The sequence below is a fragment of the Pseudomonas sp. B21-059 genome, assembly GCF_026016285.1.
GTDB lineage: Bacteria > Pseudomonadota > Gammaproteobacteria > Pseudomonadales > Pseudomonadaceae > Aquipseudomonas > Aquipseudomonas danubii.
Genome location: NZ_CP087201.1, coordinates 3,711,679 through 3,735,875 on the forward strand (window position 1 = coordinate 3,711,679; position 24,197 = coordinate 3,735,875).

The window sequence follows — 24,197 nt, forward strand, 5'->3', positions numbered from 1 at the left end:
CATCCCCTCGTTGAATTGCACAAATTGGGGCGCGGCCATCAATTAACGTGTCGGGCCTCCGAGGTCAGTCACAAACCGCCTCGGTGGACCCCATCCACTGAACAAGCAATGCACAAGGAACCACCCGATGTCCTACAAAGATGACAACGACGCATTTGAGCTCAAACAACGGCAAATCGACGCCATGGAACAAGCACTGCTTGTGGCCCGTGGCATTCCCCGGGCTGAAGCAGCCGAGATCGTGGCAGAGCGCAAGCGCCTGCAAGACGCCTACGCCGGTGACCCTGGCGTCAACCCGGTGCCAGGGGTATGGATCAACCCAGAGGGCGAGGACCTTGAGGGTGACGTGCCGGCAAACCGGCAGGAGGCCATCAAAGCCAACGCTATCGCCAAAGACCTGCTCGGCGACGAGTTCAGTACCGACACCCAGTGGAACATCGCCCACTTCCCCGACAAGAACACCAGCACCGCCGACATGCCAGACGACTGGGAGGATCTCATGCCCCCTGAAACCAAGGCATGAGCCTGAGTGCCCGGTCCGGACAGCGCCAGGCGTTCGGACCGGGCCACTCCCACGAGGCCGCGCGCCTCAAACAAACCAATCCTCACGCTCGCTGAAGGTGTTGAGGATCAGCTCCACCAGTTGCTGCACCTGTTCCTCATGCTGCACCTGGGCATTCACCGCCAGCCAGGCCCGGCGCTGCATGGGCTCGCTGAACAACCCCGGCAAGGCAGTCAGGCCGCGGTCGAAATGGCTGATGTACTGAGGCAGCAAGCCGATGCAAGCGCTGCAGCGGATCATCTCCAGCATCAGTTCATAGACATGGACGTGCACCACCCCTGCCAGGCGTTGTTCCACCAAGCTGTTCCAGGGCCGGAACGGCTCTACCTGACAGTCGTGCTGCCACTGCACCAGCATGTAGTCGGCCAGGTCGTCGAGGCTGTCGGGACGGGCCGCCACCCGCGAGTAGCGCTTGGCGATGTGTGGCAGGTAGTCGATGCGCGCCAGGGGCAGCGGCTCGCGGGTGGCGAAACTGGGCCCCGGCAGCGGTGAGTCTTCGGCCGCCAGCCACAGCACCAGATCGGCGCTCAGGGCTTGCAGGGACAGGTCGCTGTCGATGGAGATGATCTCCAGGCGGGCGCTGGCATTGCGCCGCAGCAAGGCGATCAGGTCGCGACCGAGAATGTCGTGGAGAATGGTTTGCGCCACGGCAACCCGAATCAACGGCTGCTCGATCACCGGCAGCCGCCGCTGGTGGGCCAGGGCAATCAGTTGTGCCTGCAGTTGCAGGCCCTCGCGGCTCAGGCTCAAGGCACTCCCCTGATAACAGAACAGTGAACGGCGCAGGTGCTCTTCCAGCAAGGCCAGTTGCTTGCGCAACAGCGTGGCCTTGATGTTCAGGCTGCGGGCTGCCTGCATGAAGCAACCGCAGCGGGCACTGACCAGGAAATACTGGGCGACCTCAGGATCGACCCCGGCGGCCAGGGCCAGCCAGGCTTCCCGGGGTTCCTGGGGCGCAACGTAGGGTGCGACACCCTGGTGTGGAGCGGGTTCGAGAAATGACATTGGTGACTCCCTGTCTTGTTGAGTGTTGCTTCCTTGGCGGGCGGCGGGGACCGTGAGACCGCCTTCGCTGGCAAGCCAGCGCCTACAGTTGCCGGTGCTGCGTGTTGCCCCGTAGGAGCCGGCTTGCCGGCGAAGGGGCCCGTGAGATCGCCTTCGCTGGCAAGCCGGCTCCTACAGCTTGTCCTCCAGGACCTGGTTCAGTACGGCGCCGTCGATGCTCAGGGTCGCGGTGTTGAGCATGCCTTCCAGGTAGGCCTTGGCGATCTGCTCCTGGCGCTGGGCGCGCAGGGCCTGGGTCAGGCGATCACGCAGTTCGTCCAGGCTGGCAGTGCGCGCCGGTTGCTGTTCGGTGAGCTTGAGCACGTGGAAGCCCGCCGCGCTCTGCACCACCTCAGAGACGCCACCGACCTTGAGCCGGGCCACGGCGCTGCGCACTTCCGGTACCAGTTGCTGCAAGGGTTGCAGCCCCGAGTCGCCACCGCGCTGGGCGCTGTCCCGGTCCTGGGAGTACTGCGCCGCCAGCGCGGCAAACTCCCCCGGCGCGGCCTGGGCCTTGCGGCTCAGTTCCTGCGCCTGGCGGCGTACCGGCTCGACAGCCTGCGGGTCGGCGACGGCGAGGAAGATCTGGCTGACCCGGTACAGCGGCGGGGTCAGCCACGCCGACTTGCCGCTGTCATAGGCCTGCTGCAATTCCGCCGCGCTGGGGTAGTCCGCGGGGACCTGGCTGACCGACTGCAGGTAGTCGCGAAACACGATCTGTTCGGTGGCGGCGCGGGTCTGCCGCTCCACCTCCGGGCGCTGGCGCCAGCCCTGGGCATCGGCCTGTTCCAGCACGGCCTTTTCTGCCAGTCGCGAGCGAATCCAGGCTTCCAGCGCCGGGCGATTGCCGCGCAATTGCCCGCGGGACTCCTCGGGCAGGCTGGCGAACAGCGCCTTGAGTTCCTCGGCCGCCACCTGCTGGTTGCCCAGGCGTGCCACCGCCGGTGTTGTCGCCAGTTGCTGCTGCAACACGGCCGGCGCCGGCTGCTGCGCCGCCACCGGGTCGTTGCCCGGGCGCAGGGCCAGCCCCAGCGCCAGGCCGAGCAAGGTCAGTGCCCCGGCACCGACCACCAGGGTCGGCTTTTTCACAGGCTCACCGCCTCTTCACGGGGTTGCTCCGCCGACGTCTGAGGCTGCTCGACCTGCTCCTGCAAGCGCGCCGCCTGCTGGCTGTATTCGCGCAGGTAGACGATGAACTCCTGCAGCAACCGATCCCACAACTCCAGCTGGCTGCGCAGGTGAGTCTCGCCGACCCCGGCCACCACCACGTCCATCTCCATCACCAGGAATTCGCCCTGCAGCGACAGCCGGGCAAAGCGCCGCGAAGCGTTCCACAATTGCGCCAGCCCCGCCGGCAGCTCACCCTGCACCCGCAAGGCGCAGCTGTAGGTGAAGTCCACATAGTGCCCGGCTTCGCTGCCCGGGTTGCCGAAACGCACGGCGTAGCCGATGCCCTGGCTGGCGCTGAGCAGTTGCACGATGCCGTTCTGTTCGGTCTGGTTGACCCGGTAGCCGGCGCCTTGCAGCAGGTCGGTGAGGCTGTCGGTGGTGACGCTGGTAATCAAAGTCATGGTCATCTCTTCCCTGGTGATCAGTGGGCGCTCGCCGCCTGCGGGGCGTCGAACTGGGTCTGGTAAAGCTCGTCGCCAAAGCCCTGGGCCAGTTCCTCGAACTTGACCCGGGCGCTGCCGGCGAAGGGCTGACGGATTTTCACCAGCTCAGCCACATCGATTTTTTCGTAGGCCGCCAGGATCTGTTTGGCGATGCCGTACATCTGTTGATTCTTGACCGCGCATTGCTGCACTTGTGTGTCACGTTCGCTCAATTGCGCCTGCAATTTCGCCCGCTCGGCCTCCTTGCCCCGGGCCAGCACCAGCAGGTCCTCGTAGGCTTTCTTGAACTTGCCCAACTGCTCGCTGCTGGCCGCCGCCTGGGCTTGGGCCTGGCTTTGCAGGTTCTGCTGCTGGCTGGCCAGTTGCTCGGCCACGCCGCGGGTCTTGGCCAGCTCGGCGCTCAGTTGCTTGACCTCGGCCTGGGCTTGCTTGGCCGCGTTCTCGGCGGCAATCCGCGCCGCCGCGGCCTGGGCCTGCTCGCTTTGCAGGGCCTGCAACTGCTGGGTGGTGCTGCGCAACTGGGTGCGCAGGCGTTCTTCCATGCCTTCGGCGCTAGCGCTGGCGCTGGCCAGCACGCCACAGGCCACTAACAGGCTGACCGCCCCTGCCCTCGCTCGGCTGTTCATAACCTTCCTCCTGATGCTTAGAAGCGCGTATTGAGTTCAAGCTGCATGACATCGACTTCATAACGCGGCCCGTAGACTTCCGAGGCGCTCATGTAGCGGGCCGTGGCGTAGATGTTCTTGTCGATGCCGTAGTTGCCGCCGACGAAATAGCCCTTGGCGTTGGTGCCGCCCAGATGGAACGAGGAATCGTTGAAACCGTCGGGCAAGGCATCGGGCTGGATGTACTTGTAACCAGCCAGCAGGTTCCAATCGCCGGACTTCTTCATCTCCAGGGCGTTGCCCAGGGTGAACTGCACCATCAACGCATTGCCGCCGCTTTCGAACTGGCCGTTGCGGTTGATGTTGTTGACGATCTCGCCCTCGCTGCGCTTGAGCATCTCGCCCTTGTCGTAGGCCAGGTTGCGGATGAAGTTGGTCTGGCTGCGCAGGCGCAGGTCGTCCGGCAATTCGGTGTCCCAGGCGAGGTTCAGGTCGAGCACGTCGAACTTGGAGGCCAGGCCGACGAACTGCGGCTGCGGGGTCAGGCCCGGGGTGGCCGGGTTGGGGGTGATGTCGCGCAGCAGGAACACGCTGTTGCCCTTCTGCATGAAGGCCACCCGCGAGCCGTCGGTGTCGCAGCCCGGAGCCCCGGCCCAGGGCGCGCAGGGACTGGAGCGCTGGCCTTCGATGTCGTCGAAGCGGTAGTAGGCCAAGGCGCCTTTGAGGCTGTTGCTGCGGTTGATCTTCCAGTTGGCGCCGATCTGCCCGCCGAACAGCCACTTGGTGTCGCTCTCGTTCTTGTCGAAGCCGTTGCTGGTGGCGGTGTCGTTGGTGTACTCCACCGGGAAGGCGCCCAGGGTGCCGAACAGGCCCCAGTCGCTGCCCAGCTTGTGGTTGAAGATCGCCGCCACGCCGTCGAAGTTCAGGTCGTTGGAATACAGCATGTCGGTTGCATAGAACGGGTTGGCGATCCGCCCGCCGGTCAGGGTCAGGTCCTGGGTGGCCTTCCAGGTCAGGTAGCCCTGGTCGAGCCAGATGTCCTTCTTGCCGAAGCCGCCGCCCAGGGTCTGGGTGGTGGACACCGGGTTGTTGTCCGAGCCGGTGCCGATGCGGATGCCGGCGGTCCATTCCGGCGAGATCACCGCCTTCATCCCCAGGCGCGCCCGCAGGCGGAACAGGTTGTCGCGGTCCTCACGGCTGTTGAGCAGCGGCGGCAGCTTGCTGTTGGTGTCCTTGTTGACGTCGTAGGGGCCGTTGTCGTTGAGCTTGGCGTAGTCGACAAGCTCGTTGCTGTTGTTGTCGGCAAAGAACCGCGATTCCTGGCGCAGGCGGATGTCACCGTCAAAGCTGATGCGCGAGACCCAGTCCGGAAAGGTGTTGGGCTGGGCCCAGTTTTCCTGCTTGGCGGTGGCCATGACCTCGGCCTTGACCTGATCGCGGATCTGCTCGCGGACGATGGCCGGTACGTATTGCACCCGCACATCACCGGGCGCCGCAGCGGGGCCGGTAGCGGCCACGGCGGTGGCGGCGCGGGCCTGCTGGGCCTCTTTCTCGGCCTGGGCAATCAGCCCGTCGGCCTGTTCCTGCTTCAATACCCCCTGCTGCACCAACAGACGGATCAGGTTGATCGTGGCGTTCTCCGAAGGCGCGGCAGCAGCCGCGGCCTGTCCGGCCAAGGTCAGGGCGACCATGCCGAGCGCCAGGGTCAATCGATTCACGGTGGAAATCATCTGCACACAACTCCTGTAGAAACTGCAAATAGGGGTTCGCTCATTCCGGACGCCGGCCCTTGAGGGACAGGCGCACCGGCAAGGTCAGGGAGGCCGGCATGCGCTCTTTCAGGCGCGGCGTGGCCCGCAGTGCCGCCAGCACCTGCTGGTCGGTCTCGGGATTGCCGCTGGAGCCGGCCAGTTCGGCGCGGGTCACTTGGCCGTCGGCGCCGAGCCACAGGTCCACCTGCAGCGCATAAGCCTTCTTGCGCAGCTCCGGGTCCTCGCGCAGCGCACGCTGGAAGGTCGCCGCCAGGTACTGCTTGTAGGTGCCGGTGCCCAGCCCGCCGCCACCGGCGCCGGCCATGCCGCCGCCCTTGCCGGCACCGACGTTGAAGCCGTCGTTGCCGGCCTGGGCATCGCCGTCCATCTGCATCGGGTTGGCCAGGTCGTCCGCCGGCGATGGCGGTGCTTCTTCCTCCGGCTTGACCTCCTCGGGGGTGGGCGTGGGTTCGGGTTCCGGGATCTTTTCTTCCACCGGCTCCGGCTCCTTGGGTTTTTCCGGCGGCGGTGGCGGCGTTTCCGGAGGCGGCGGCAGCGGGATGATGGTTGGCACTTTGGGCGCCTCCCGGCGCACCCCGGCCATGTCATTGGCCCACTGCCACAAAAACCAGGCGGCCACGGCCCCCAGCAGCAATCCGGCGCCCCACTTCAGCAGCTGCACGGCTCGCGGTTTGTTCTGCACCGGAGGCAGTTCGATGGGTTGTTGTGCAGTCATGGCTCAGCCCTGGCTCGGTTTGCCGGTGACCAGGCCGACCTGGGACAACTCCAGGCGGCGCAGCAGGTCGAGGACTTCGATGACCTTCTGGTACTGCACCGTGGCATCGCCACGGACGATGATCGGGAAGTCCGGGTTCTGCGCCTTCTCGATGCGCAGGCGCTCTTCCAGCTCGCCCAGGGTCACCGGGTAGGCATCGAGGAATACCTGGCCGCCGTCGTTCACCGAAATGGCCTTGGTCTTGGCCTCGGACAGCGACACCGAAGCGCTGGCCTTGGGCAGGTGGATCTGGATGCCCGAGACCTGGGCGGTGGCGGTGAGGATGAACATCACCAGCACCACCATCAGCACGTCCACCAGGGGCGTGATGTTGATGCTGTCGACGGCGGCATCGTCTTCGTCGTCATGGGAGGCGTTCACGGAAGCCATGGCAGTTCTCCTCAGGCCGGAACCGACGCGTTGCTGTGACTGACCCGCCAGTGGGCGTTCTCGCTGTGCTGGCTCTCGCCATGCAGCTCCGCCAGCCGGGTGATGAACTCGTCGACGAACACCCGCATGTCGGCGCCGACTTCCTTGTTGCGGGTGATCAGGCGGTTGTAGCCAAACAGCGCCGGAATCGCGACGAACAGGCCCATGGCGGTGGCCAGCAAGGCCGCGGCCATGCCCGGGGCGATGGCGTTGATGTTGACGTCACCGGCCATGGCGGTGCCGAGGAACACCACCATGATCCCCAGCACCGTGCCCAACAGGCCGATGTAGGGGCCGCCGGCAATGGCGTTGGACAGGGTCGAGAGCTTGGAACTCAGCTGCTGGTTTTCCCGGGTACGCACCCCGTCCATGGAGCAGCGGATAGCCTCGATGGTGGCCGCCGACACCGAGGAGGTATCGGCGCCCTGCTCGCGGCGGGTGCGGATCTCTTTCACCGCCACCAGGTACAGGCGCCACAGCGAGGAGTGCTCCAGGCGACTGGCCAGGACCTGATCGTCGGCGAACATCTCCAGGCGCGTACCGACCTTGGCGAACTGCTCGCGAAACAGCGCATTGGCGGCGCTGACCCGGCCGACCATGCGGTTCTTGCGCAGCATGATCACCCAGGACTGGATCATCATCCCCACCAGCACCAGGATGATCACCCAGGCATCCACCGGCACCGCTTTGAGCAAGAAGCCCAGGCTGCCAAAACCAAAACCCGACTGTTCTTCATCGACGCCATAAGCCACCAGCTTCGACTCGGCGCCCTGGGCGCTGGCATCGGCCAGGATCAGCGCCGCCGGACGCGCCACCTTGGACAGGCGCAGCTCGTCCAGGGCCCCGGTGAACGGCTGGAAGTGGCTGGCCTCGGCCCCGGCAGCCGGCGGCAAGTCGGCACCGATGGCCAACGGCGAATTGAAGGTGGGAATAGCCTGGGCCAGGCTCGCGGTTTCGCGGCCGTTGACGTACAGCGCGAGTCGGCTGCCCTCGCCGCTCAGGGCCAGGTGCTGCCACTGCCCCGGGTTCAGCGGCTGGGTGGAGGCGGCGCGCTGGCCGTCCACTTCGACGAAGGGCAGGCCCTGGTTGATGCCGATCAGCAAGCTGCCGGCGCCTTCGCGGCGGGCCAGCAGCAATTGTTCGCCGCTGGCCTGATCCAGGCGCACCCAGGCGCTGAAGGTGAAGGCGCCGCCGGCGTTGTGCTGCAGCGACGGGCTGGCCGGCAGCAACAGCGGCTGGCCGCTGAACTGCAAGGCCCGGCCGATGACCCCGTCAATCGCCGCGCCGGTGGCGTTCTGCGCGGTGTTGCCGTAGGCCGTGGTGTCTTTGGCCGGAGTGCCGTTGCTGCCGTCGAAGTGGTAGATCGCGGTGTAGCTGGGGTCAAAGGTCAGCTGGCCATTGGCGGTGCTCGGGGCCTTCTGGTTGCCGTAGTACATCCAGATGTCCTGGCGCTGGCCGCCTTCGACCTTGGGCACATCGACCCAGATCAGCGCCATGCCCATCAGCGGGTCGAAGCTTTCGATCTGGTGATTGAGCAGGGTCTTGTCATCGGCGGCGACAAAGCGCAGGTCGGCGCCGTCTTCCTTGACCCCGTCGAAGGTGAAGTTGCCGGTGTGCAGGCGCACCAGCAACGCGGTGCGGCCCAGGGCCTCGTTGATGGCGGCGCCTTGCGGGGTGGTGTCCACGCTGATCTGCTTGCGGTAATGCCAGTCGTCCTGCCACCAGGCATGGGCCGTGGCCGGGAGCACGAAGCCCAGGCAGATCAACAGGCTCAGGAATAAGCGTTGCATGTGAAGGGTCTCCGTAAAGTCAGAACGTCGCTTGCACACTGAAGTGCAGGCGCGGGTCGTATTTCTGGGTGTTGGGGCCGTCCTTGAGCGGGTAGCCCCAGTCGAGGCTGCCGGACAGCCACTTGCTCAAACTGGCGCGGGTGCCCAGGCCAACGCTGGCCAGGCTGTATTCGTCCTCCTGCTCGGGCAGCGGGTCGTGCAGGGACAGGTGCGCGCCTTCGGCAAAGGCATAGAAGCGCCACTCCTGCACGTAGCTGCCGAGGAACTTGGCCAGGGACGGCGTGCGCAGCTCCTGGGAGAACAGATAGCCCTCATCCCCGGTGCGCTCGGCGGCCAGATAGCCGCGTACCGACGTGGCGCCGCCAGCGGAATACTGCTCGTTGGACACCAAGGGCCCCGAGGCCAGCTGGAAGGCGGTCTTGGACGCCGACTGCCAGTCGTTGGCAAAGGTGTAGGTGAAATTCAGGTCGCCCTTGAGCACCGAGAAACTGGCGCTGGCCTCATCGCGCTTGTAGTGGAACTCCTCGGCGTCGCTGCCGTAGCCGAAGAAGCGCCGGGTGCCAACGATCAGGTTCAGGCCCAGGCCGAGCTGGGATTTTTCGCTGTAGCGGTAGCCGTTGTAGCCAAAGGTCACCGGGGCGTACTTCAACGGAATCTGGTCGCTGCTGCGGCCAAAGCGCATCTCTTCCTCGAAGTCCTTGAAGTCCACGCCCACCGACAGCGAGTTGGCCCAGTTGCCGGCCGCGGGCAAGGTGTAGATCGCCGACACCCCGTAGGAATGGCCCTTTCCCAGCACGTTGCTGCCACCGATGGTGGCGATGTTGCTGTCGGACTGGTAACCGGAGAACTGCAAGGCCCAGCGCTCGCTCAAAGGCGCGCTGTAGGAGCCAGACCAGACCTTGGCGTTGTCGGTGTCCTGGGGCGCGGTGAAATAGGTCAGGGAAATGCTGTGGCCCAGTTGCCAGAGGTTGTCGTAGCCGACATTGACCACCGTGCGCAGCTTCTCGGTGTCGGCGCTGTAGTCGTTGTTCAGGCCGACGCTGGCGTGCCAGGGGTTCTGGTCTTCCACTTGCAGGTCCACATCCATGGTCCCCGGGCGCTGGCCTTCACGCACCAGCGGCATGACCTGGCGCCCGGCGCCACGATTGAGCCCGGCCAACTGGGTCTGCACCGTGGCAAAATCCGGTACCTGGCCTTCTTGCAGCGCCGGCACCTGATCGCGGATCTCCACTGGCGAGTAATGCTTGGCCCCCACCACCCGCACCCGACCGACCTTGGTTTCACTGACCTGCAGGTAGACGATGCCGTCCTCGACCTTCTGCTCCGGCAGCTCGACGAACACCGACTGGTAGCCGCGCTCCTGATAGACCTTCTGCAGCGCATCCCGGGCGCCTTCGATATCGGCCAGGGCTTTTTGCGGGCCGAGGAACGGGTACACCGCCTCCTCGATGGCCCGGGCATCGAGCACCGTATTGCCGCGCACGAAGTATTCATTGACGTCCACCAAGCGCGCCGCCGTGGCTTCAACCGCAACCGGCTCGCCCTCCTCGGCCTGCACCGCTGGCGCCAGCGCCAGCAACGTCAACCAGCCGCACAACGGCCACCAGCGCCCGCCACTGCCGGGTCGCCCTGATTTGCCCAGATGCTCCACACCGCCCCCTAAAAAACTGAAAATTGGCGCGCGTACGCGCATTGCCGTCGCCGTCTGCACAGCGTTTGGCCGCTTCAATTGCTGCTGATCGAGGTGTTTTCGTGGCGCGCCAGCCAGGTGTGCAACAGCGCAAAATTCAGCGAGAACTCGGGCATTTGCAGCAGAGCGCCGCAAAACACTTCACCGATGATTTTCTGGATCAACTGCACCGCCCGCGGGTTGTTCAACAGCGTGGCGATGTCACGACTCAGGACACTGAAGCTCCAGACCTTCTGGTTCAGATCAAGACCCACGAACCAACGGAACAACAGGTTGTAACTGAGCTGTTCATAGAGCTGCTGCTCACTGGGCACCGAATACAGCAACTGCAGCAACAGAATGTGCATCACCGTACGCGGCGCGATCAGCATGCCGGGCTCGGCATTGAGGCCCTGGAGCAGATCGCGGTGCTGATCCAGCAACTCATCGATCTGCGGACGCAGCAGCACCAGCGAATGCCCCGGCGGGATATAGCTGGCCACCTCCTTCAAGGCGCCCTGCCAATCATCCTGGGACACGATCCAGACCCACGGCGCGCCGTAGCGATAGACCGACACCGGCTTCTTGCGCGCCGCCTCGACAATCTTCGACAGCCGTTGATCCAGCTCCTGCATGCCCACTTTCGAGTAGCGTTCCATAGTCCCCATAGCCTCACTCCCGGCGTCCCGCCTCGGCTTAAAAAAGTGGCCTGGCGGCCCCCTCAAGCGCGTTACATACCCAAGACGTGCGTGGCCATGTGCTACCGAACTTTTGTCATAAAAGCTTCATTCACAAGAGGAACGCGCGAACGTTGTAGGAGCCGGCTTGCCGGCGAAAACCGCCGCCAGGACAGCGCTGACCTGTCTTTATTCCGCGCACGACCAGACCGCCCTCCTCGCCGGCAAGCCGGCTCCTACGGGAAGGAATTGTTGAGCTGGAGAAGGCTGAGAAATGCGCCGCCCGGACGGGCGCGCCGTTTACCGTGGCTTTGGCTTTGGCTTTTGATCTTGATCTTCAAGCCCCTTCCCAGCCGGCCGAACGCAGGCGTTGCGTAGGGGGCAGCTCGGCAGGGATGCCGAGCTAGCCGCCACCCGGCCATGGATGGCCGGTTGGCGGCGGCCCCCGGAGCAATGCCGGAGAGAGGGAACCCCGAGCCTTAGCGAGGGGCCCATGGAGGGGCAAGCCCTTTTGGTTACTTTTACGGCGTTTGGTAAAAGTGACTCGCTGTAAGAGCGAAACCGCCAGCGGCCGCACCCGCAGGAATGGATATGTACCCCCAACAACCCAGAAAGACTGGCCGGCTCGCAGGCCGCCAAGTCCCCCTCAGCAATCCTACAAAACTTGCAGACGCGTCTGACTTGTCCCCCTAAGACCCAACATCCATAGTCCCCACTCGCCCCAATGGCGACCGGGTTTGGCGACCTGGAAATCAACCAACAGGCAGTCACGCTTGCAGCGCTAGCCGTCGAACATTTATGGTCACGGCTGCTTTTCTATGGTGGCTGTGCGCGGGAGACCTTCAGGGTCTGCCGGTTTTCTGTTGGTTAATCCGGTTCGCCAACCTGCGTACAGCTGCCACCCTTTCGTTTGGCGACGATCTGAGCAGCTCCCTTAACCAACAGCGGAGTGATCCTCATGAACCAACGATTTATTCCCATCACTGGCATCGACTGCCTGATTCCCTGCCTGTTTATCGACAAGACCGCCCCATTGGACGTGCTGCATGCCAACGGCGCCGCACGTTTACTGGCAGTGACTCAACTGCTGGAAAGCCTCTCCCGCGCAGAGTTCAAGAGTGCTGACGACACCGATCTGCAACATATCTCCAACGCAGCGGCGATTCTGCTGCGTGACAGTTGCGACCTGTTGGGAGTGATGGGCTGGCGCCTTCAAGCCTGACGCCTGAGCGCTCCGCGCTGCTTGGTAGCGCGGAGCGTTTCAAATGGGGCCTTGGACTTTTTAGGGGGAAAAAGTCTTTTAAAAGTGGCTGCAATCGGCCATAAGCAGCCTGCCAAGAACGCCTGCCATCGAACAGGAAGCGCGGACCTGCACGACTGACGCAGCCTGCGCCCGCCGTGCACTGATGTCAGAAGTGCTTTGCCTGGATATCTACTACCCCTCCACGAAAGGCATCAGATAGTTGACCAACCTATCTGCCCGTATTGGCGAGTGCTCGATTGAATGCTGACACTGCCCTTCAAGCTCGATGTCAGTTAATTGAGACTCACATAGCTCTCTCAGCAATACCCGGGATTCGGCAACCAGTTGATTCAACCGATCAAGCGTGAGCGCATAGCTCTCGTGCGCTGATGCTGCAGCGGTTGCCTTGTTAGTGGGGTGCACAACCACACGGTGACTTGAGTAGCCGGGGTAGTTTTGAACAAACCACTGTTCTGCGACCAGAAGCTGACCATGCTCCTCCTTGGTCAACGGATTTTTGTCCTGTTTGCGACTTTTTGCTTCCAGGATCAGAGCAGCCTTGTTGGGTAAAAGCCAAAGAACATCAGGCCCTTCCCCGCCGACATCATGGCGCTCTGTAGTAAGCCCTATCAAGCTACCAAGGTCTGCAAGCGCCTGCTCGAACTGATTGGCAGAAGCGTTGCCGTGTAACTTGGACACCACCTCCTCGAAGCGTTGAAGCAGGCCACGTCTGATCCGGTATCCACGGAGCTGAGCGGCAATCGCTGCGCCTTGTGCACCGGGAGACTGCAGGGGGCGGTAGGGAGGAGAAGTGCGCGGGCGTAAAAGGTTACGGTTAGCGGAAAATGCCGATCGTTGAAGCTCGTCACTGCGCTCGGCTTGTCCCCAGTTATCCGCGATACGGCCTGCCAATTGGTACAGCCAACCGCGCGTCTGGTCATCCACCGCGTCCTGAGAGCCCGCTACCTGATCCAGGCGCGCGATCGCCTTGTCATAAAAGCCATCGGCCCACAGATTGAAGGCCTTGCGTTCTGTTGAGGCCGTATTGAACCGCTTCGGATCTGGCGCCTCTGGCCCCACGTTCTCCGCGAGGGTAGCAGCATGGTACTCAATCCATCTGATGTCCCGATTGATGCTGAGCGCGATTGTATTGGTCAAATCGTTGACGTCACTGACTTCCTTGCTGACTGTCGACCCCATTTCGAGCTGTGCCCGAGTCGCGCTCGTGAGCAGCCTGAAGTTCGCGTCCTTGGCAATCCAGCCGGCTAAATCCGAGCCAAGAAGCAGTACTACGCAATGGTCACCCGCCCCACGTGCTCCGCGTCCGATCCCCTGCTCTATGCGCTGAGCGAGCATGCGACTGATGGTAGCTCCACCGTAGAGGATCGCAGCACGTAAAAGCTCATAATCAGACGTGCCGGAGGGAAGCCCTTCCATCACCAGGACTCTGCAAGAGTCACCTGGTAGATCGATTCCATCGTAACGGTTGGCAAATACGAACGGCCCATTGGTTCTACGCGATTGCAACGCCTCGATCGCATTCTCCACCTGGTCTGAGCCTTCGGCGAACTGCGCAGTGTCAGTCCATGCCTGCGCGGCATAGTTGGCATGCACCAACGCAACAGCCCCCAGGTTCATCCCAGCCACTTGCTTAAGAGTTGACTTAGCGACCTGTTGCGGGTCGAAATCGAACGGCATCAGACTAGGGATCAGGATCATCCGCTCACTGATCCCCGCGAGAGACCTAGAGGTTAAAGCGTTGTTCACAAGCTGAGGATCGGCGTCGAATGTGCGGACAATTTCGCTATCGTCAGCGATGGTTGCCGACATATAGATACGCCGAGGGGCATCAGCAAATGTGGGGAAATTGTTGACCTGGGGCAGAACGCTCGTAATGGTGAAGGCTTTGCTACTGATCAGCGCATGGCACAGATGCAGATTGTCTCGCAGCAATGGCCAAGCAAAGGGAACGTTCACACCGTCGCCTCGCAACATTCCTCTTACGGTATCCAACTGCTCATTCCAGGCCCAATAAGGCACTTCCACGACGCCGTTATTCAGCCCTGAAACGGTATCGTCAAAGGTGCCTAGTCGATCGATGTCTCGAAAAGCATTGCGGAACAAGGTGCACAACGCCTTATACGTTTCGTTGTCATCCTTAGAGGAAACCTCAAGGGTGAACGACTCGCGCACCACAGAGAATGCTACGTGGGCGTCATCGAGGATGATTGCACCCACTCTGATGGGCATTTTTTGCCCACGAACCCCAAACTTGCTATGGCCGTTGAACAAGGCTTTGTACGAGGCGACCATGACAGCCTTGCCGTTCACAAAGTCGTCGTGCAGGGGCTGACCTCGGGTATATGGGACAGCGAGAATCCCCAGCGATTTCGCTTTCTCCAAGGTCTGTTTGACTAACTGTGTGGTCGGAGCCAGATACAGAACGGGCTCTTTGAGGTCATTCAGGGTCGACTGAGCAATCAGCAGACCAACCAGAGTCTTCCCGCCCCCAGTGTGGAGTTTGACCACCGTGTCACGCTCATCCTTTCGCTCGAACCATGCCTCCAGCACCTCAGCTTGACTGGTGTACAGATCATTGATGCCCTGAGGCTTGGGCATGCGCCTGAAGATTTCAAGGGGATCTATCGGTGCCGGTCGCTGAGACTGCGATCTGAGTTTGTTGAAGTCCACCATCCTTGTTTACCTCGCAGTCTTCGTTGAGCTTCAGTCGCTCATGATCATTGGGTTGAATCTCATCATTAGCGATTACTTGTTCTGCTCTGCCATGCTGGAAACCCGCGATCCAGCCACGGGACTATTCCCAGCATGGGCTACCAAAGCGCTCGCCGCATGACGGGCGCAGTTGCTGCCTGTCAAATAGTGTCTGGCCGCCTAGGCCAATTTCGAGGAATCAGAGCATCCTCTGACTTCTTGTTCCATCGCATACGAGTGGCCTTGACGTACCGGGGGTCGTCACCGAAGAACGCGTGCTCAATCAGCAACACCTGTAGACCCTTTTGAGCAGCTGTCTCATCAAAAAGGAAGTCGAGGTGCCGGCGCATGGCTGATACTTCTTCGTTCTCCTCGATGGTCGACTCGTCTTCCCCTCGTTGCGGGTAATAGGGCCGACTGATCTGGTCAAACGCGAGAAAGGCAGGTACCGGGGCGTTGATCTCTCCCAGGTACTTCTGCATCGCGAAAGACAGGGCAACGTGAATAGCCAGATAGTTTTCGTCCGACCCGGCGTCATGCAGCCGCAACACAGCCCTGGAGCCTTGCTCGATGATCGCGACATCTGGTGGTCTGGAGGAAAACTGAAGGTCTGCCCCGATACAGGGGGCCACCGTAGGCAACTGGCCGAACGCCTCCGACAGGTATTCGGACACTTTGCGCTCGGCAAACCGCAGCAGTTTTTCCTTGGCTTCGGTGTCGATTTGCCCTTCCAAGCTCTGGATTTGGTCTTTCAGGACACCCAGGTCTGACCCAGGCTGCGGCGTAGTCGGATTCATCTCCAGAAATTGTGAAACCTTGCCCTGCAGGTTCGCATGGTACTCGGCCAAGGTGTTCAGCTGCTTGGCCTCCTCACTCTGCCGAATCCAAGTCTTGATGCGCTCATCAACCTCACTCAGTTGGCGGTTCAGGCGATCAATTTCCATGCCCAACGAGTCTTGGTGCTCGATCAGTCGAGGACGCACGTTCTCAACCGCGACACTCTCCGACCGAATGACGGCCATGGAGTGGCGGATAGCCTCGGAAATTGCAGCACCACGCTCAGTCGGACTGTCACACACCGGGCACGTGTCTGCTGTCGGCTTGAGATGCTCCGCAATTTTCAACTTTTCATATTGGCGTCGTACCGTTCCCTCGAACCCCACCATGTCCTGTAGAGCTGAGCTGGTCGCACGTGATTGCCTTTTCGTTTTTTCGAGGGTGCTCAGCAAACTACGACGAGTGTCGTATAACTTGCCGAGTTCACTCTCATTCGGGTTCGAACCGGTTCTGCTGGCAGAGCGCTGAACACGTTTGAGGACGCCCTCCAATTCTTTTTCGGAGGACTCCTGGGATGGCGTGTCGCACAGGCCACTTCGGCTTGCATCATGCAGCAAACGCAAGGCGTGTTTTTTGTAGTCGCTGCCGGCTGTATGGCGAACCCGTTGCTGCCGCTCCTCTCGCTCAAGCTGCTTGCGAAGGTCACGCAGACGCCGTTCCTGGAGCACCGAGTCTTCGCTCACAACACGAAGGAAGTAGGGCATCGTTTCGACGATGGCCGGGGCTTCATCAGCCTGATCTAGCCCATGCAGCAGGGCAGTTTCGTTATAGATGACATCCTTGGGCACGAACATGTAAGCCGTCGCGTGACGTACCGTGGGACGCCATTTACGGGCGGTTTTGTCATCGGAAGCATCGGGCACACCAGCAATCCCAAAGGCGCGCTCGATGAAGCCTTTTGCTGCCTCAAGTGTCGTTAAGCCTTGAAGCTGCTCGACATGGCTTGGGATTGGCAGATTCCGCCCGTTGCTCACGTACATTTTAGTGCTGGTGGCCTGCCCCACAGGCGGGACTATCCGCGCAGTAATCATCTGCGCATCTCCGAGCACCCATTTCACCCCCACCGCGAGACTATGTCGTTTCACGTGCGCTGCCAGCTCGCACTTGCTGGAGCCAAGGCAGTAATCGATAGTCTTGATCAGGGTCGATTTACCCGTACCGGATGCACCGGTGAAGATGTTCACTTCTCCCAATTTCAGCGGAAGGTCGCGTACCCGACCACCTTCGCCGATGAAAAAAATATTTGAGATATTCCAGCGGCTCATAGCTCCAGCCCCATCATGTCGAATACTGTCCGTGTAGTACCCGCCGAGGCAAACCAGTAACCCAAGCGGTGAATTTTCTTGAAGATTTGTTGAGTGTCCTCACTCAATTGCGCGATGAGATGTCTAGGCATTGAGGACGCCCCTTGGATTACATCGCCTTCGGGGTTGAGCGCTAACAACTGGCTGAAGCAGGCGAATTGGATTGCTTCGGTCACAATCTCCAATGAGCCGTTAATCCTGTCCGCGAGCCGGATCTGAATGACTGGGCTACGGTGCAGCCACTCCAACAGGCCTGTGCTTCGGTTGGTACGATCAAAGGTCGAAGCCAGGTCACCCGAGAGTGCTATCGGCAGAGCCGCGTAGCACAACGTGATGTCAGGAGCGCTGGTTCCAAACGACAAGTACCCTGCTACGAAATGGGTCAGTAATGCGGCGCAATATGCCGGGTTAGTTTCGGCATAGATATCGTGTGTGATGACCATTCCCTATTCCTTCAGAAGCTTCAGGTACTGGGCGTGCCACCCCACCTTCAGATCGATGGCCAATAGCTGATATGTTCCTCGCACATAGTAGTGACCGCTCCAGCTTGATGAGATCGGCTCGACTTCTTTAGGCGCAGAATCGTGAGTCCAGCGCAAGACATCCAGCCCCATGCATGCAATCTCTTCGGAGCTGCACGCTTCGCAATCTTCGACCATCCGGGTGTGAATATCCGACCAGGACTCCTGGAGCTTGGCGTCGTACGAGGCGATCTTTGAGCGCAGCTGAGGCTTTTCGAGAATCCATTTTGCTCGCTGGTTTACCGCCCGCCATTGCTCGCGAACGGCTTTGCTGATGTCCGAGGGCTTGCCGCCGACCAAAGCGATCTGACGGTAAAGCATGCTGTCAGCCTCATAGTCGTCCGGATGGTTCACCATATCGAAGTCAGCGGTCAGCCTATCCTCGTCCAACTGCGGGATAATCGAAGAGAGGGTGTGCTCCACTTCACTGCGGTAAATGACCCGATCGCGTTTACCACACAACGTGTAGACCACTTGCAGATCCCACCATGCAAGGAGGCTCTCAGCCGCGCGTAGACGGTGCTCTTTGGGCAATAAATGCATGTGTCGGGATAAGTCAGCAGGAATTTCACTGACCGTGACTTCATCAGGCTTTATAAAGATTCGTTTGAACAGACTGGATCTGATGGTCGGGTCAAGCGCGAGGAAGGCCTCACAGCCTTTGGCACGAGCAGCATGGCGAAGGCTGACGTTGTTTGCTCTGTCGTCAGCGCGCTCTGCGACAACTCTCTCCGCCTCCTCAAGCATTGCCTTGAGTAAGGGCTCTCGATCAGTTTCCTTGTCGCACAGTGCCATCAACGGAGAGCCGTCGGGGACTGGGCCCACTGCGACGAGGTGGAACCTCGTATCAGCGAGCGACACTAGCGGAATGGCGTCGATCCATACCTTGATGGTCTTCCATAGCGCCACACATGCGAGGGTGACTGGAGGCGGGTTTTCCTGGATGGAGTGCTTGAGCTGGTACAGCAAGGACTGTCCATTGGCCTTGATTTCAATGTCATCAAGCCGCTCAATGGCCACAGCAGCATCATCTGTTCTCAGCTGTACCAACATCAGTAGCGCATACTGGCTCTGATAGTAAAACCCCAGCGCAGCCGCCGATGCGTCATGAACAGTGTTCGAATCTGCCCCATCCATTCTCGACCACAAGCCTCCCTGGTACTGTATGCGATCCAATAAAAAATCACAGAATGATACCAGAGTGCCATCCCTCAAGCTTGCTTCAGGTGGCTAAGCACTGCCTCAAACTACGCTAAAGCCCAAATCAGCAACCAGTGAACCGCCCCCGGCTTTGTAGGCGCCCCCAAATCTCAAAATAGAACCTTGGAGAATGTCCGCTCCTGGCCGGTTCCTGCCCTACGTGAAGGGCAGCTTTGGGAGACTCTGTACAAAAACCCGGAACTCCAATCATGCACCCTCGTTAGCTCAGTTTTTGTAGAGCCCCTACTCCTCCACGAGAAGGAATTCTGCAATTGCAAAACGTTACGAGTTCTCGGATGAGACCTGGTACAGGGTTGCCGATCTCTTCAAACCCCAAAGTGGGCCATACACGCGCCCGTAGCGCAGGTCGACGACCACTGTCTTGATGTGCCTGTTCGTGGAATCTGCTCTCGCCAGTGGCCCACTCCTACCCTGCCGGCCCCATCTCGACCGCTACACAACGCCCTTTAGTTCGCACCTTCTCCACCAGTCGCGCTCTGTTGACGAACACATTGATTTCGCAACTGCCTGAGTGCTGCACGTCTTCCCAGTATTCTGCGTGCACAAGTTGCCCGTTCTGCGGCCCCGTATAAGTACCCGCTGCTTCACGTGAAACATAGCTACTGTCACGTACATATCTGAGCACGACCATATCTTCCTTCGGCGCCACCATGATCTGCCTTGGCACGCCGAAGAAGTCGATCAGTTCGCCCACCGGGCGATCTTTCCAGGCACTGCTGGCCGACAATGATGCGCAGCCACTGAGCAAGGTGGCGAGCAGGGCCAACATAAACAATCGGTTCATAAGGTCTTCTCCCTGAAGGCCGCGTTACTTGGCAGACATCTGCGCGAACCCTTCATCTATCTTCTGCATGATGGCCGCCTTGGCCGCCTCGCGGTTCAATATCTCGAAGAACTGCGGCCCTGCCTTGCTCATTTGCGACGCAGACATCACACCCAAGTGCTCCATCTTCTTGGCTTGGCGTTCAGTCGGCTTACAGACAAAGTCACGGCTTTGTGCCAGCCAGGCGTCAGGTTTGCTCTGCCATTGGCTGGAATACTTCGCATTGCGAAATTCATTGAACACGCTGTGGAAATCCGCCGCATCCATGATGCGCACGCGGTTCTTCGCACAATCGATTTCGACATCGTAAGAGGTGAAGTTGGGTTTGCCGGGCTCTTCGTAAAGTTGATAGACACCCAATGATTTCGCGCCACCTGGACGATTGATGATGTGAGTGGGGTCGCCGTCGGCGATGAACACCTGATTCTTGCCCAAGGCACCCTGGTAGTGAACGACCCAGAAGTCGCCCTTCAGCACTTCGCTCGCCTGGGCAGCGAGGGCACTACACAGTAATGCGGCAGGCAAAAGCTGCCTTGTAAAAGCGATCATGGGGGCGGTCCTTTGCCGTTGTTTTTGAAGGCAATAGCTTCGCACCCTGAACATGTAGCAAAGGGCTATCTAGCACATCCGTCCTATGTCTTTGACGAGAACAGCGGTCGCAAGCCCCCCATGGAGCAAGCCTGCGGAACCCTCGCTGCGCCGCCAGGTGGGCCATTGCGTTGGCCATGGTGGCCGAGGAACGTCCGCAAGTGGCCGCGAGCATTTTCGCGGACAAAAACAAGCGAAGTGCAATCTGCCAGACCGTCTTACTTTTTAAATTCCACCCTATATATGTTCCAGGTACTCCAAGAGAACCTCTCCGCCGATGTAAGGGCCGTCATCACTGCAATCCATTGCCGGCTCGTCAAAATCAATCCATACACAGGTAATAATCCTGTCTTTTCCAGCCATAGTTCGTTGAGTACTAGAGAGCGCCACTTCACCACCCAAGGCTTCCTTCACATATTCTGGGGGTAACGAAACCACTCCAACCCCGCCATTCGGCCACCACACGTGGGGCTTAACTTTTACCCTGTCACCGTCATTGAATTTCATTTATTTACTGACCCGTTCTCAAACCGCCAAGCCCCATATTGCAATCCTACAAAACTTACAGACGCGTCTGACTTGTCCCTTCCGGGACCCAACGCCCATAGTCTCTCTCGGTTCGCCAACCCGCGTTTCGAGCGCATCTCGCGCACCGAAAAAATGCTGACGACACCAACCGGCAGCACATCACCAAGATCGCTGAAATGACTCTGCGCGACGGTCGCAACTTGCGATTTTGTATCCGAACGACAAGGCCGGGCTTGATCGTTGCCTGCGGATTTTGAGGATGGCACGCCCGAAAGGATTCGCAGACCTGCAAAAGCTTTTCGGTACGCAAGGGATCGACTTGTTCAAACCGAGAGCCGCAGCGAACTGGGTCGTGATCGACGTAGGCGGCAACAATCTCAGGGTGATCGGCGGCGTCAACTACACCCGACAGAAGTTTTACGTCAAACACATCTACACACATGCCGACTACGACCTTGCCAACGCCTGGTATGCAAGAAACCAAGGGGTAAAACGATGAGCCAAGCCCGAAACGAACTTCAAACCGTGATCGCAACGCTTGGCGAACTGCACGCGGTACTGGAGCGCCTGCGTGGTGAGTTTGTGCACGGCATCAAGACCCCCGCCGACTATGAGCGTGCGACCGACCTGCTCGATGAACTCACTGACGGGCGCGAGCTGAGCAAGGTCGAAGAGAAAGTTCTTGTCGAACTTGAGGATGAAATCCTGGCCTACCATCGCCACTCCGAGCAGTTTCGCGAATCGAACGCCGCATTTGAGGCGACCTGCACCCCCGTGCAGTTGATCAAGGATCTAATGGAAACGCTCGGGCTCACGGGCTCTGACCTCCCTGAAATTGGCGATAAAACAGCGGTATCCAAGGTACTCAGTGGAGATCGCCCCATCAGTCACAAGATGGCATACGCGCTGGCAGAGCGATTTTCGATGGAGCCTAGGGCGTTCGTATCGGCCGCTTCGGGAAAGGCGCCGCCACTCGAAACCGTTCGGACGAAGGCCAAGAAAACGCCAGCCCATCACCGCGTTCGCAACATCTCCAGGAACTTACGCCCAGAGCAAAGTGCCGATACCGGCGAGTCCAAACGGGTAGCTTCCAAAAGCCGCAGACACTTAGGCAAAGCTCCGACCAAGTGATAGGGCGTTTCCATGCTGCCTTTCTGAGCATCAGTTCAATAGCGCCGTATCGCCCTACCCCAACTGCAAAAAGAACCGACCAATCCCCGCGCCTGTCCTCTCTGAAAAGTCCTCATCCAGAAACAGATACCCCATGCCATCCGAAAGCACGCCTTTGTGCTCAGGCAGCGCTCTATCCAGATCGCCCCCATAAATGGAAATCCTTCTGCGCCCTGTCCCCGATAAAACAGGCGACTGTAGCCAGGCGTCCACGCCATCCAACTTCGAGGCCAGGTTTTCATCATCGTCCACGTCGGCGTTCACCCCCAGCCGCACCGTCCCGCGATCTGAAATCGGCTGAGCCGCCTCATTCCGCTCGGAACCGGCTCGAACGTAGCCCATGACAACTGCTTGCGAACGACCGTCAATGGCGCGCAGCTTTCGATAGTGAGCCACTTCACCCGGCTGGTAAGGCATAAAAACCGAAACCCAATAATTCCTGTCGATCAAGGCTCCTGAAAACCAGCTTCCTGGCAAGGCCATGAGGTGTGTCAGCGGCACTCCATCAGGCGAACAGGGCCAAGCCAGATCAGTGGGCAGGCAGGCCCCAGCACCGACATAAGCATCTTTTTTCTCAGGTACTTCACAGGTAAACGTCAGCTCATCAAACATCCGTATCGTTCCGATCAGTCATGGGCGCAGCATCCGTTAACTGCCGCTCGCCACTATACATCGGACACAGTACAGTCCCTTCTCGGCTTCTCTGACGATTGCAAATCATGGATGACACTCACTTCACTCCCGAACAACTGGCCAATAGAACCGGCACAGCCGTCGTGGACCATCAGACGCCAATCCCCATGAAGTTCACCTCAGCCGACCAACTCATCGACCCAAAAACCATCGGCTATCGCAGCCTGGGCTTCGGCGAGGCACTGACGATCCCAGCAACGCCCTATGAACTGCGCATCCACCACCACGATCTGCCGCAGTGTTTTCTTGACTGCGCCGACACCTTTGCCGCCGAATGCAAAACCGACGATATCGACCAGGGTTTTGTCGACATTCCGGAGCTTGCACAGCTGGGCTACCCAAGCTTCAGGGCGCTCTTGCAAGGCCATCCCGATCTGGCGGCGCGCCTGGTGCAGGACTACCTGTATTTCGAGTTGTTGTTTTCGCTGTTCCCGCATTCAAGCGGCCTTAATGTCGTGATCAACAGCATCACCCGCGTCAGCTCAAAAGAAGGCGTCATGCTGCTGACGGGCGAGACCTACGCTGCCAAACAGTCATGAAAAAGCCCTGGCCTCAAGATCGATACCGGGAATCAGGCCGATGATGTCAAACAACGCATCACTATCGAGCGCGGTCCGAGCCCTCTGCCTGGCGGCTTGATGCGCCTTCAAGGCGATGGAAGATCCATCGCCTCAAACAGTGCAACCTCAAGTACCGAGAACATCAACAATCGGTGTGTACTGCGGACTATTCTCAACAGCGATTTATCGCACCTTTTTGGTGCGCCCGCACCTTTATTGTTCGCAAAAAAAAATGATGACACGTTAACTAAGACTGGATACTCTCCCGTCCAAGAGAAAGGAATCTCGTTGTACTAGTACACCCCTATTGGTATCGGACAAGGATGTGACATACATGTCTTCCCTAATTACCTCGCCTGCCACTCTCTACGAAACCGTCGGTGACGGCGTAGAGTCGAGTAATGCCTCATGGAGTTTCGGAGGCAGTACCCCGCAACACTTTGACTCCCATGTTTCGAAGTCCGTACCTAAATATAAGGACGGGCATAACATCGTGCTGTCGCTCAGCGACTTTTTTGTAAAGAGTGATAGCACCTGCTACGAACTGGGTAGTTCCACCGGCACCCTCACTCGGCAACTTGCACAGCGCCACTGCGCCTCGGTGAAGTGGGTGGGCATTGATGTGGAAGAGGCCATGACGCGCAAGGCGAATGAGCTCTTGAGCGCGTCGCCGCAGCACAACGTCAGCTTCGTTACCGACGATATCCTGACCTTTCCCTATGAAAAAAGTGATCTGATAGTTGCTTATTACACTATTCAGTTCGTGCACCCGCGCATTCGCCAAGCCTTGTTCGATCGTATCTACGAGAGCTTGAACTGGGGCGGTGCTTTTATCATGTTTGAAAAAGTACGCGGCCCAGACGCACGCTTTCAAGACATCCTCAGCAGCCTGTATGTAGATTATAAGCGCGACCAAGGTTATAACGCCGAGGAAATCCTGGCGAAGACCAGAAGTTTGAAAGGTGTACTTGAACCTTTTTCCACAGCCGGCAATATCGACATGTTATCCCGCGCCGGCTTCAAGGATATAACCAGTATTTTCAAATATATTTGCTTTGAAGGCTTCTTCTGCATTAAGTGAA

Annotated in this window: 24 protein-coding genes; 6 read left to right on the top strand and 18 right to left on the bottom strand. The window is 59.8% G+C overall.

All coding sequences use genetic code 11. The features are described 5' to 3' along the window. Positions 1 to 127: 127 nt before the first annotated feature. Entirely contained in the window at positions 128 to 523 is a 396-nt protein-coding gene (locus tag LOY69_RS16320; RefSeq protein WP_123390602.1) for a hypothetical protein, read from the top strand. A 66-nt stretch (positions 524 to 589) separates the two neighbouring features. Here LOY69_RS16320 and LOY69_RS16325 read toward each other — a convergent pair whose 3' ends face one another. The 10 genes from LOY69_RS16325 to LOY69_RS16370 form a co-directional block, all read right to left on the bottom strand. Further along, complete coding sequence (locus tag LOY69_RS16325; RefSeq protein ID WP_102879164.1) at positions 590 to 1,567, bottom strand: LysR family transcriptional regulator; 978 nt, start codon at positions 1,565 to 1,567, stop codon at positions 590 to 592. 171 nt (positions 1,568 to 1,738) lie between these two features. Beyond that, positions 1,739 to 2,695: a peptidylprolyl isomerase gene (locus tag LOY69_RS16330; RefSeq protein WP_265073211.1), complete on the bottom strand. Its 957-nt coding sequence runs from the start codon at positions 2,693 to 2,695 to the stop codon at positions 1,739 to 1,741. Further along, positions 2,692 to 3,177: a YbjN domain-containing protein gene (locus tag LOY69_RS16335; RefSeq protein WP_102879162.1), complete on the bottom strand. Its 486-nt coding sequence runs from the start codon at positions 3,175 to 3,177 to the stop codon at positions 2,692 to 2,694. Before LOY69_RS16335 ends, LOY69_RS16330 begins: the two co-directional genes overlap by 4 nt. 20 nt (positions 3,178 to 3,197) lie before the next feature. Then, the gene (locus LOY69_RS16340) at positions 3,198 to 3,845 is read right to left on the bottom strand and encodes a DNA repair protein (RefSeq protein WP_265073212.1); all 648 of its coding nucleotides are present in this window, start codon (positions 3,843 to 3,845) and stop codon (positions 3,198 to 3,200) included. 17 nt (positions 3,846 to 3,862) lie between these two features. Continuing rightward, positions 3,863 to 5,554 (bottom strand): putative porin, encoded by a 1,692-nt coding sequence (locus LOY69_RS16345; protein WP_265073213.1) that lies wholly within the window; start codon positions 5,552 to 5,554, stop codon positions 3,863 to 3,865. 40 nt (positions 5,555 to 5,594) lie between these two features. After that, positions 5,595 to 6,311: an energy transducer TonB gene (locus LOY69_RS16350; RefSeq protein ID WP_265073214.1), complete on the bottom strand. Its 717-nt coding sequence runs from the start codon at positions 6,309 to 6,311 to the stop codon at positions 5,595 to 5,597. A 3-nt stretch (positions 6,312 to 6,314) separates the two neighbouring features. Continuing rightward, a complete protein-coding gene (locus tag LOY69_RS16355) occupies positions 6,315 to 6,740 on the bottom strand; it encodes an ExbD/TolR family protein (protein WP_011061113.1) in 426 nt (141 codons plus the stop codon). Positions 6,741 to 6,751: 11 nt separating this feature from the next. Continuing rightward, positions 6,752 to 8,569 (bottom strand): DUF2341 domain-containing protein, encoded by a 1,818-nt coding sequence (locus LOY69_RS16360; RefSeq protein ID WP_265073215.1) that lies wholly within the window; start codon positions 8,567 to 8,569, stop codon positions 6,752 to 6,754. 19 nt (positions 8,570 to 8,588) lie between these two features. Continuing rightward, positions 8,589 to 10,262 carry a ShlB/FhaC/HecB family hemolysin secretion/activation protein gene (locus tag LOY69_RS16365; RefSeq protein ID WP_265073216.1) on the bottom strand — a complete coding sequence of 558 codons (1,674 nt, stop codon included), beginning with the start codon at positions 10,260 to 10,262 and terminating at the stop codon, positions 8,589 to 8,591. 32 nt (positions 10,263 to 10,294) lie between these two features. Continuing rightward, complete coding sequence (locus LOY69_RS16370; protein ID WP_019093945.1) at positions 10,295 to 10,897, bottom strand: transposase; 603 nt, start codon at positions 10,895 to 10,897, stop codon at positions 10,295 to 10,297. 976 nt (positions 10,898 to 11,873) lie between these two features. Between LOY69_RS16370 and LOY69_RS16375 the strand changes: the two genes are divergently transcribed. Further along, the gene (locus LOY69_RS16375) at positions 11,874 to 12,137 is read left to right on the top strand and encodes a short-chain dehydrogenase (protein ID WP_123390584.1); all 264 of its coding nucleotides are present in this window, start codon (positions 11,874 to 11,876) and stop codon (positions 12,135 to 12,137) included. 213 nt (positions 12,138 to 12,350) lie between these two features. Here the strand turns inward: LOY69_RS16375 and LOY69_RS16380 are convergent, their stop codons facing one another. The 7 genes from LOY69_RS16380 to LOY69_RS16410 form a co-directional block, all read right to left on the bottom strand. After that, entirely contained in the window at positions 12,351 to 14,852 is a 2,502-nt protein-coding gene (locus LOY69_RS16380; RefSeq protein WP_185021121.1) for a DEAD/DEAH box helicase, read from the bottom strand. Between the two features lie 179 nt (positions 14,853 to 15,031). Further along, complete coding sequence (locus LOY69_RS16385; protein ID WP_123390580.1) at positions 15,032 to 16,972, bottom strand: DUF3732 domain-containing protein; 1,941 nt, start codon at positions 16,970 to 16,972, stop codon at positions 15,032 to 15,034. After that, complete coding sequence (locus LOY69_RS16390) at positions 16,969 to 17,454, bottom strand: three component ABC system middle component (protein WP_123390578.1); 486 nt, start codon at positions 17,452 to 17,454, stop codon at positions 16,969 to 16,971. Before LOY69_RS16390 ends, LOY69_RS16385 begins: the two co-directional genes overlap by 4 nt. Before the next feature lie 3 nt (positions 17,455 to 17,457). Then, positions 17,458 to 18,669: an ABC-three component system protein gene (locus LOY69_RS16395; protein ID WP_123390575.1), complete on the bottom strand. Its 1,212-nt coding sequence runs from the start codon at positions 18,667 to 18,669 to the stop codon at positions 17,458 to 17,460. A gap of 490 nt (positions 18,670 to 19,159) precedes the next feature. Continuing rightward, the gene (locus tag LOY69_RS16400) at positions 19,160 to 19,537 is read right to left on the bottom strand and encodes a hypothetical protein (RefSeq protein ID WP_110596866.1); all 378 of its coding nucleotides are present in this window, start codon (positions 19,535 to 19,537) and stop codon (positions 19,160 to 19,162) included. A 24-nt stretch (positions 19,538 to 19,561) separates the two neighbouring features. Beyond that, positions 19,562 to 20,125 (bottom strand): hypothetical protein, encoded by a 564-nt coding sequence (locus LOY69_RS16405; RefSeq protein ID WP_110596867.1) that lies wholly within the window; start codon positions 20,123 to 20,125, stop codon positions 19,562 to 19,564. A gap of 276 nt (positions 20,126 to 20,401) precedes the next feature. Further along, positions 20,402 to 20,671, bottom strand: coding sequence for a hypothetical protein (locus LOY69_RS16410; RefSeq protein WP_125063851.1), 270 nt, complete (start codon positions 20,669 to 20,671; stop codon positions 20,402 to 20,404). 229 nt (positions 20,672 to 20,900) lie between these two features. Here LOY69_RS16410 and LOY69_RS16415 point away from each other — a divergent pair, with 229 nt between their 5' ends. Together LOY69_RS16415 and LOY69_RS16420 are read left to right on the top strand one after the other, a co-directional pair. Then, positions 20,901 to 21,191, top strand: coding sequence for a type II toxin-antitoxin system HigB family toxin (locus LOY69_RS16415; protein ID WP_263010883.1), 291 nt, complete (start codon positions 20,901 to 20,903; stop codon positions 21,189 to 21,191). Next, positions 21,188 to 21,823, top strand: a complete 636-nt coding sequence (locus LOY69_RS16420; RefSeq protein WP_265073217.1) for a helix-turn-helix domain-containing protein — start codon at positions 21,188 to 21,190, stop codon at positions 21,821 to 21,823. The genes LOY69_RS16415 and LOY69_RS16420 overlap by 4 nt, the downstream gene beginning before the upstream one ends. Before the next feature lie 54 nt (positions 21,824 to 21,877). Here LOY69_RS16420 and LOY69_RS16425 read toward each other — a convergent pair whose 3' ends face one another. Next, a complete protein-coding gene (locus tag LOY69_RS16425; RefSeq protein ID WP_265073218.1) occupies positions 21,878 to 22,474 on the bottom strand; it encodes a hypothetical protein in 597 nt (198 codons plus the stop codon). 107 nt (positions 22,475 to 22,581) lie between these two features. On the opposite strand from LOY69_RS16425, the gene LOY69_RS16430 reads away from it, so the two are divergent. Both LOY69_RS16430 and LOY69_RS16435 read left to right on the top strand, forming a co-directional pair. After that, on the top strand, positions 22,582 to 23,094 hold the full coding sequence (locus LOY69_RS16430; RefSeq protein ID WP_265073219.1) for a hypothetical protein: 513 nt from the start codon (positions 22,582 to 22,584) through the stop codon (positions 23,092 to 23,094). Between the two features lie 355 nt (positions 23,095 to 23,449). Next, on the top strand, positions 23,450 to 24,196 hold the full coding sequence (locus tag LOY69_RS16435) for a methyltransferase domain-containing protein (RefSeq protein WP_265073220.1): 747 nt from the start codon (positions 23,450 to 23,452) through the stop codon (positions 24,194 to 24,196). Position 24,197: the final 1 nt, after the last annotated feature.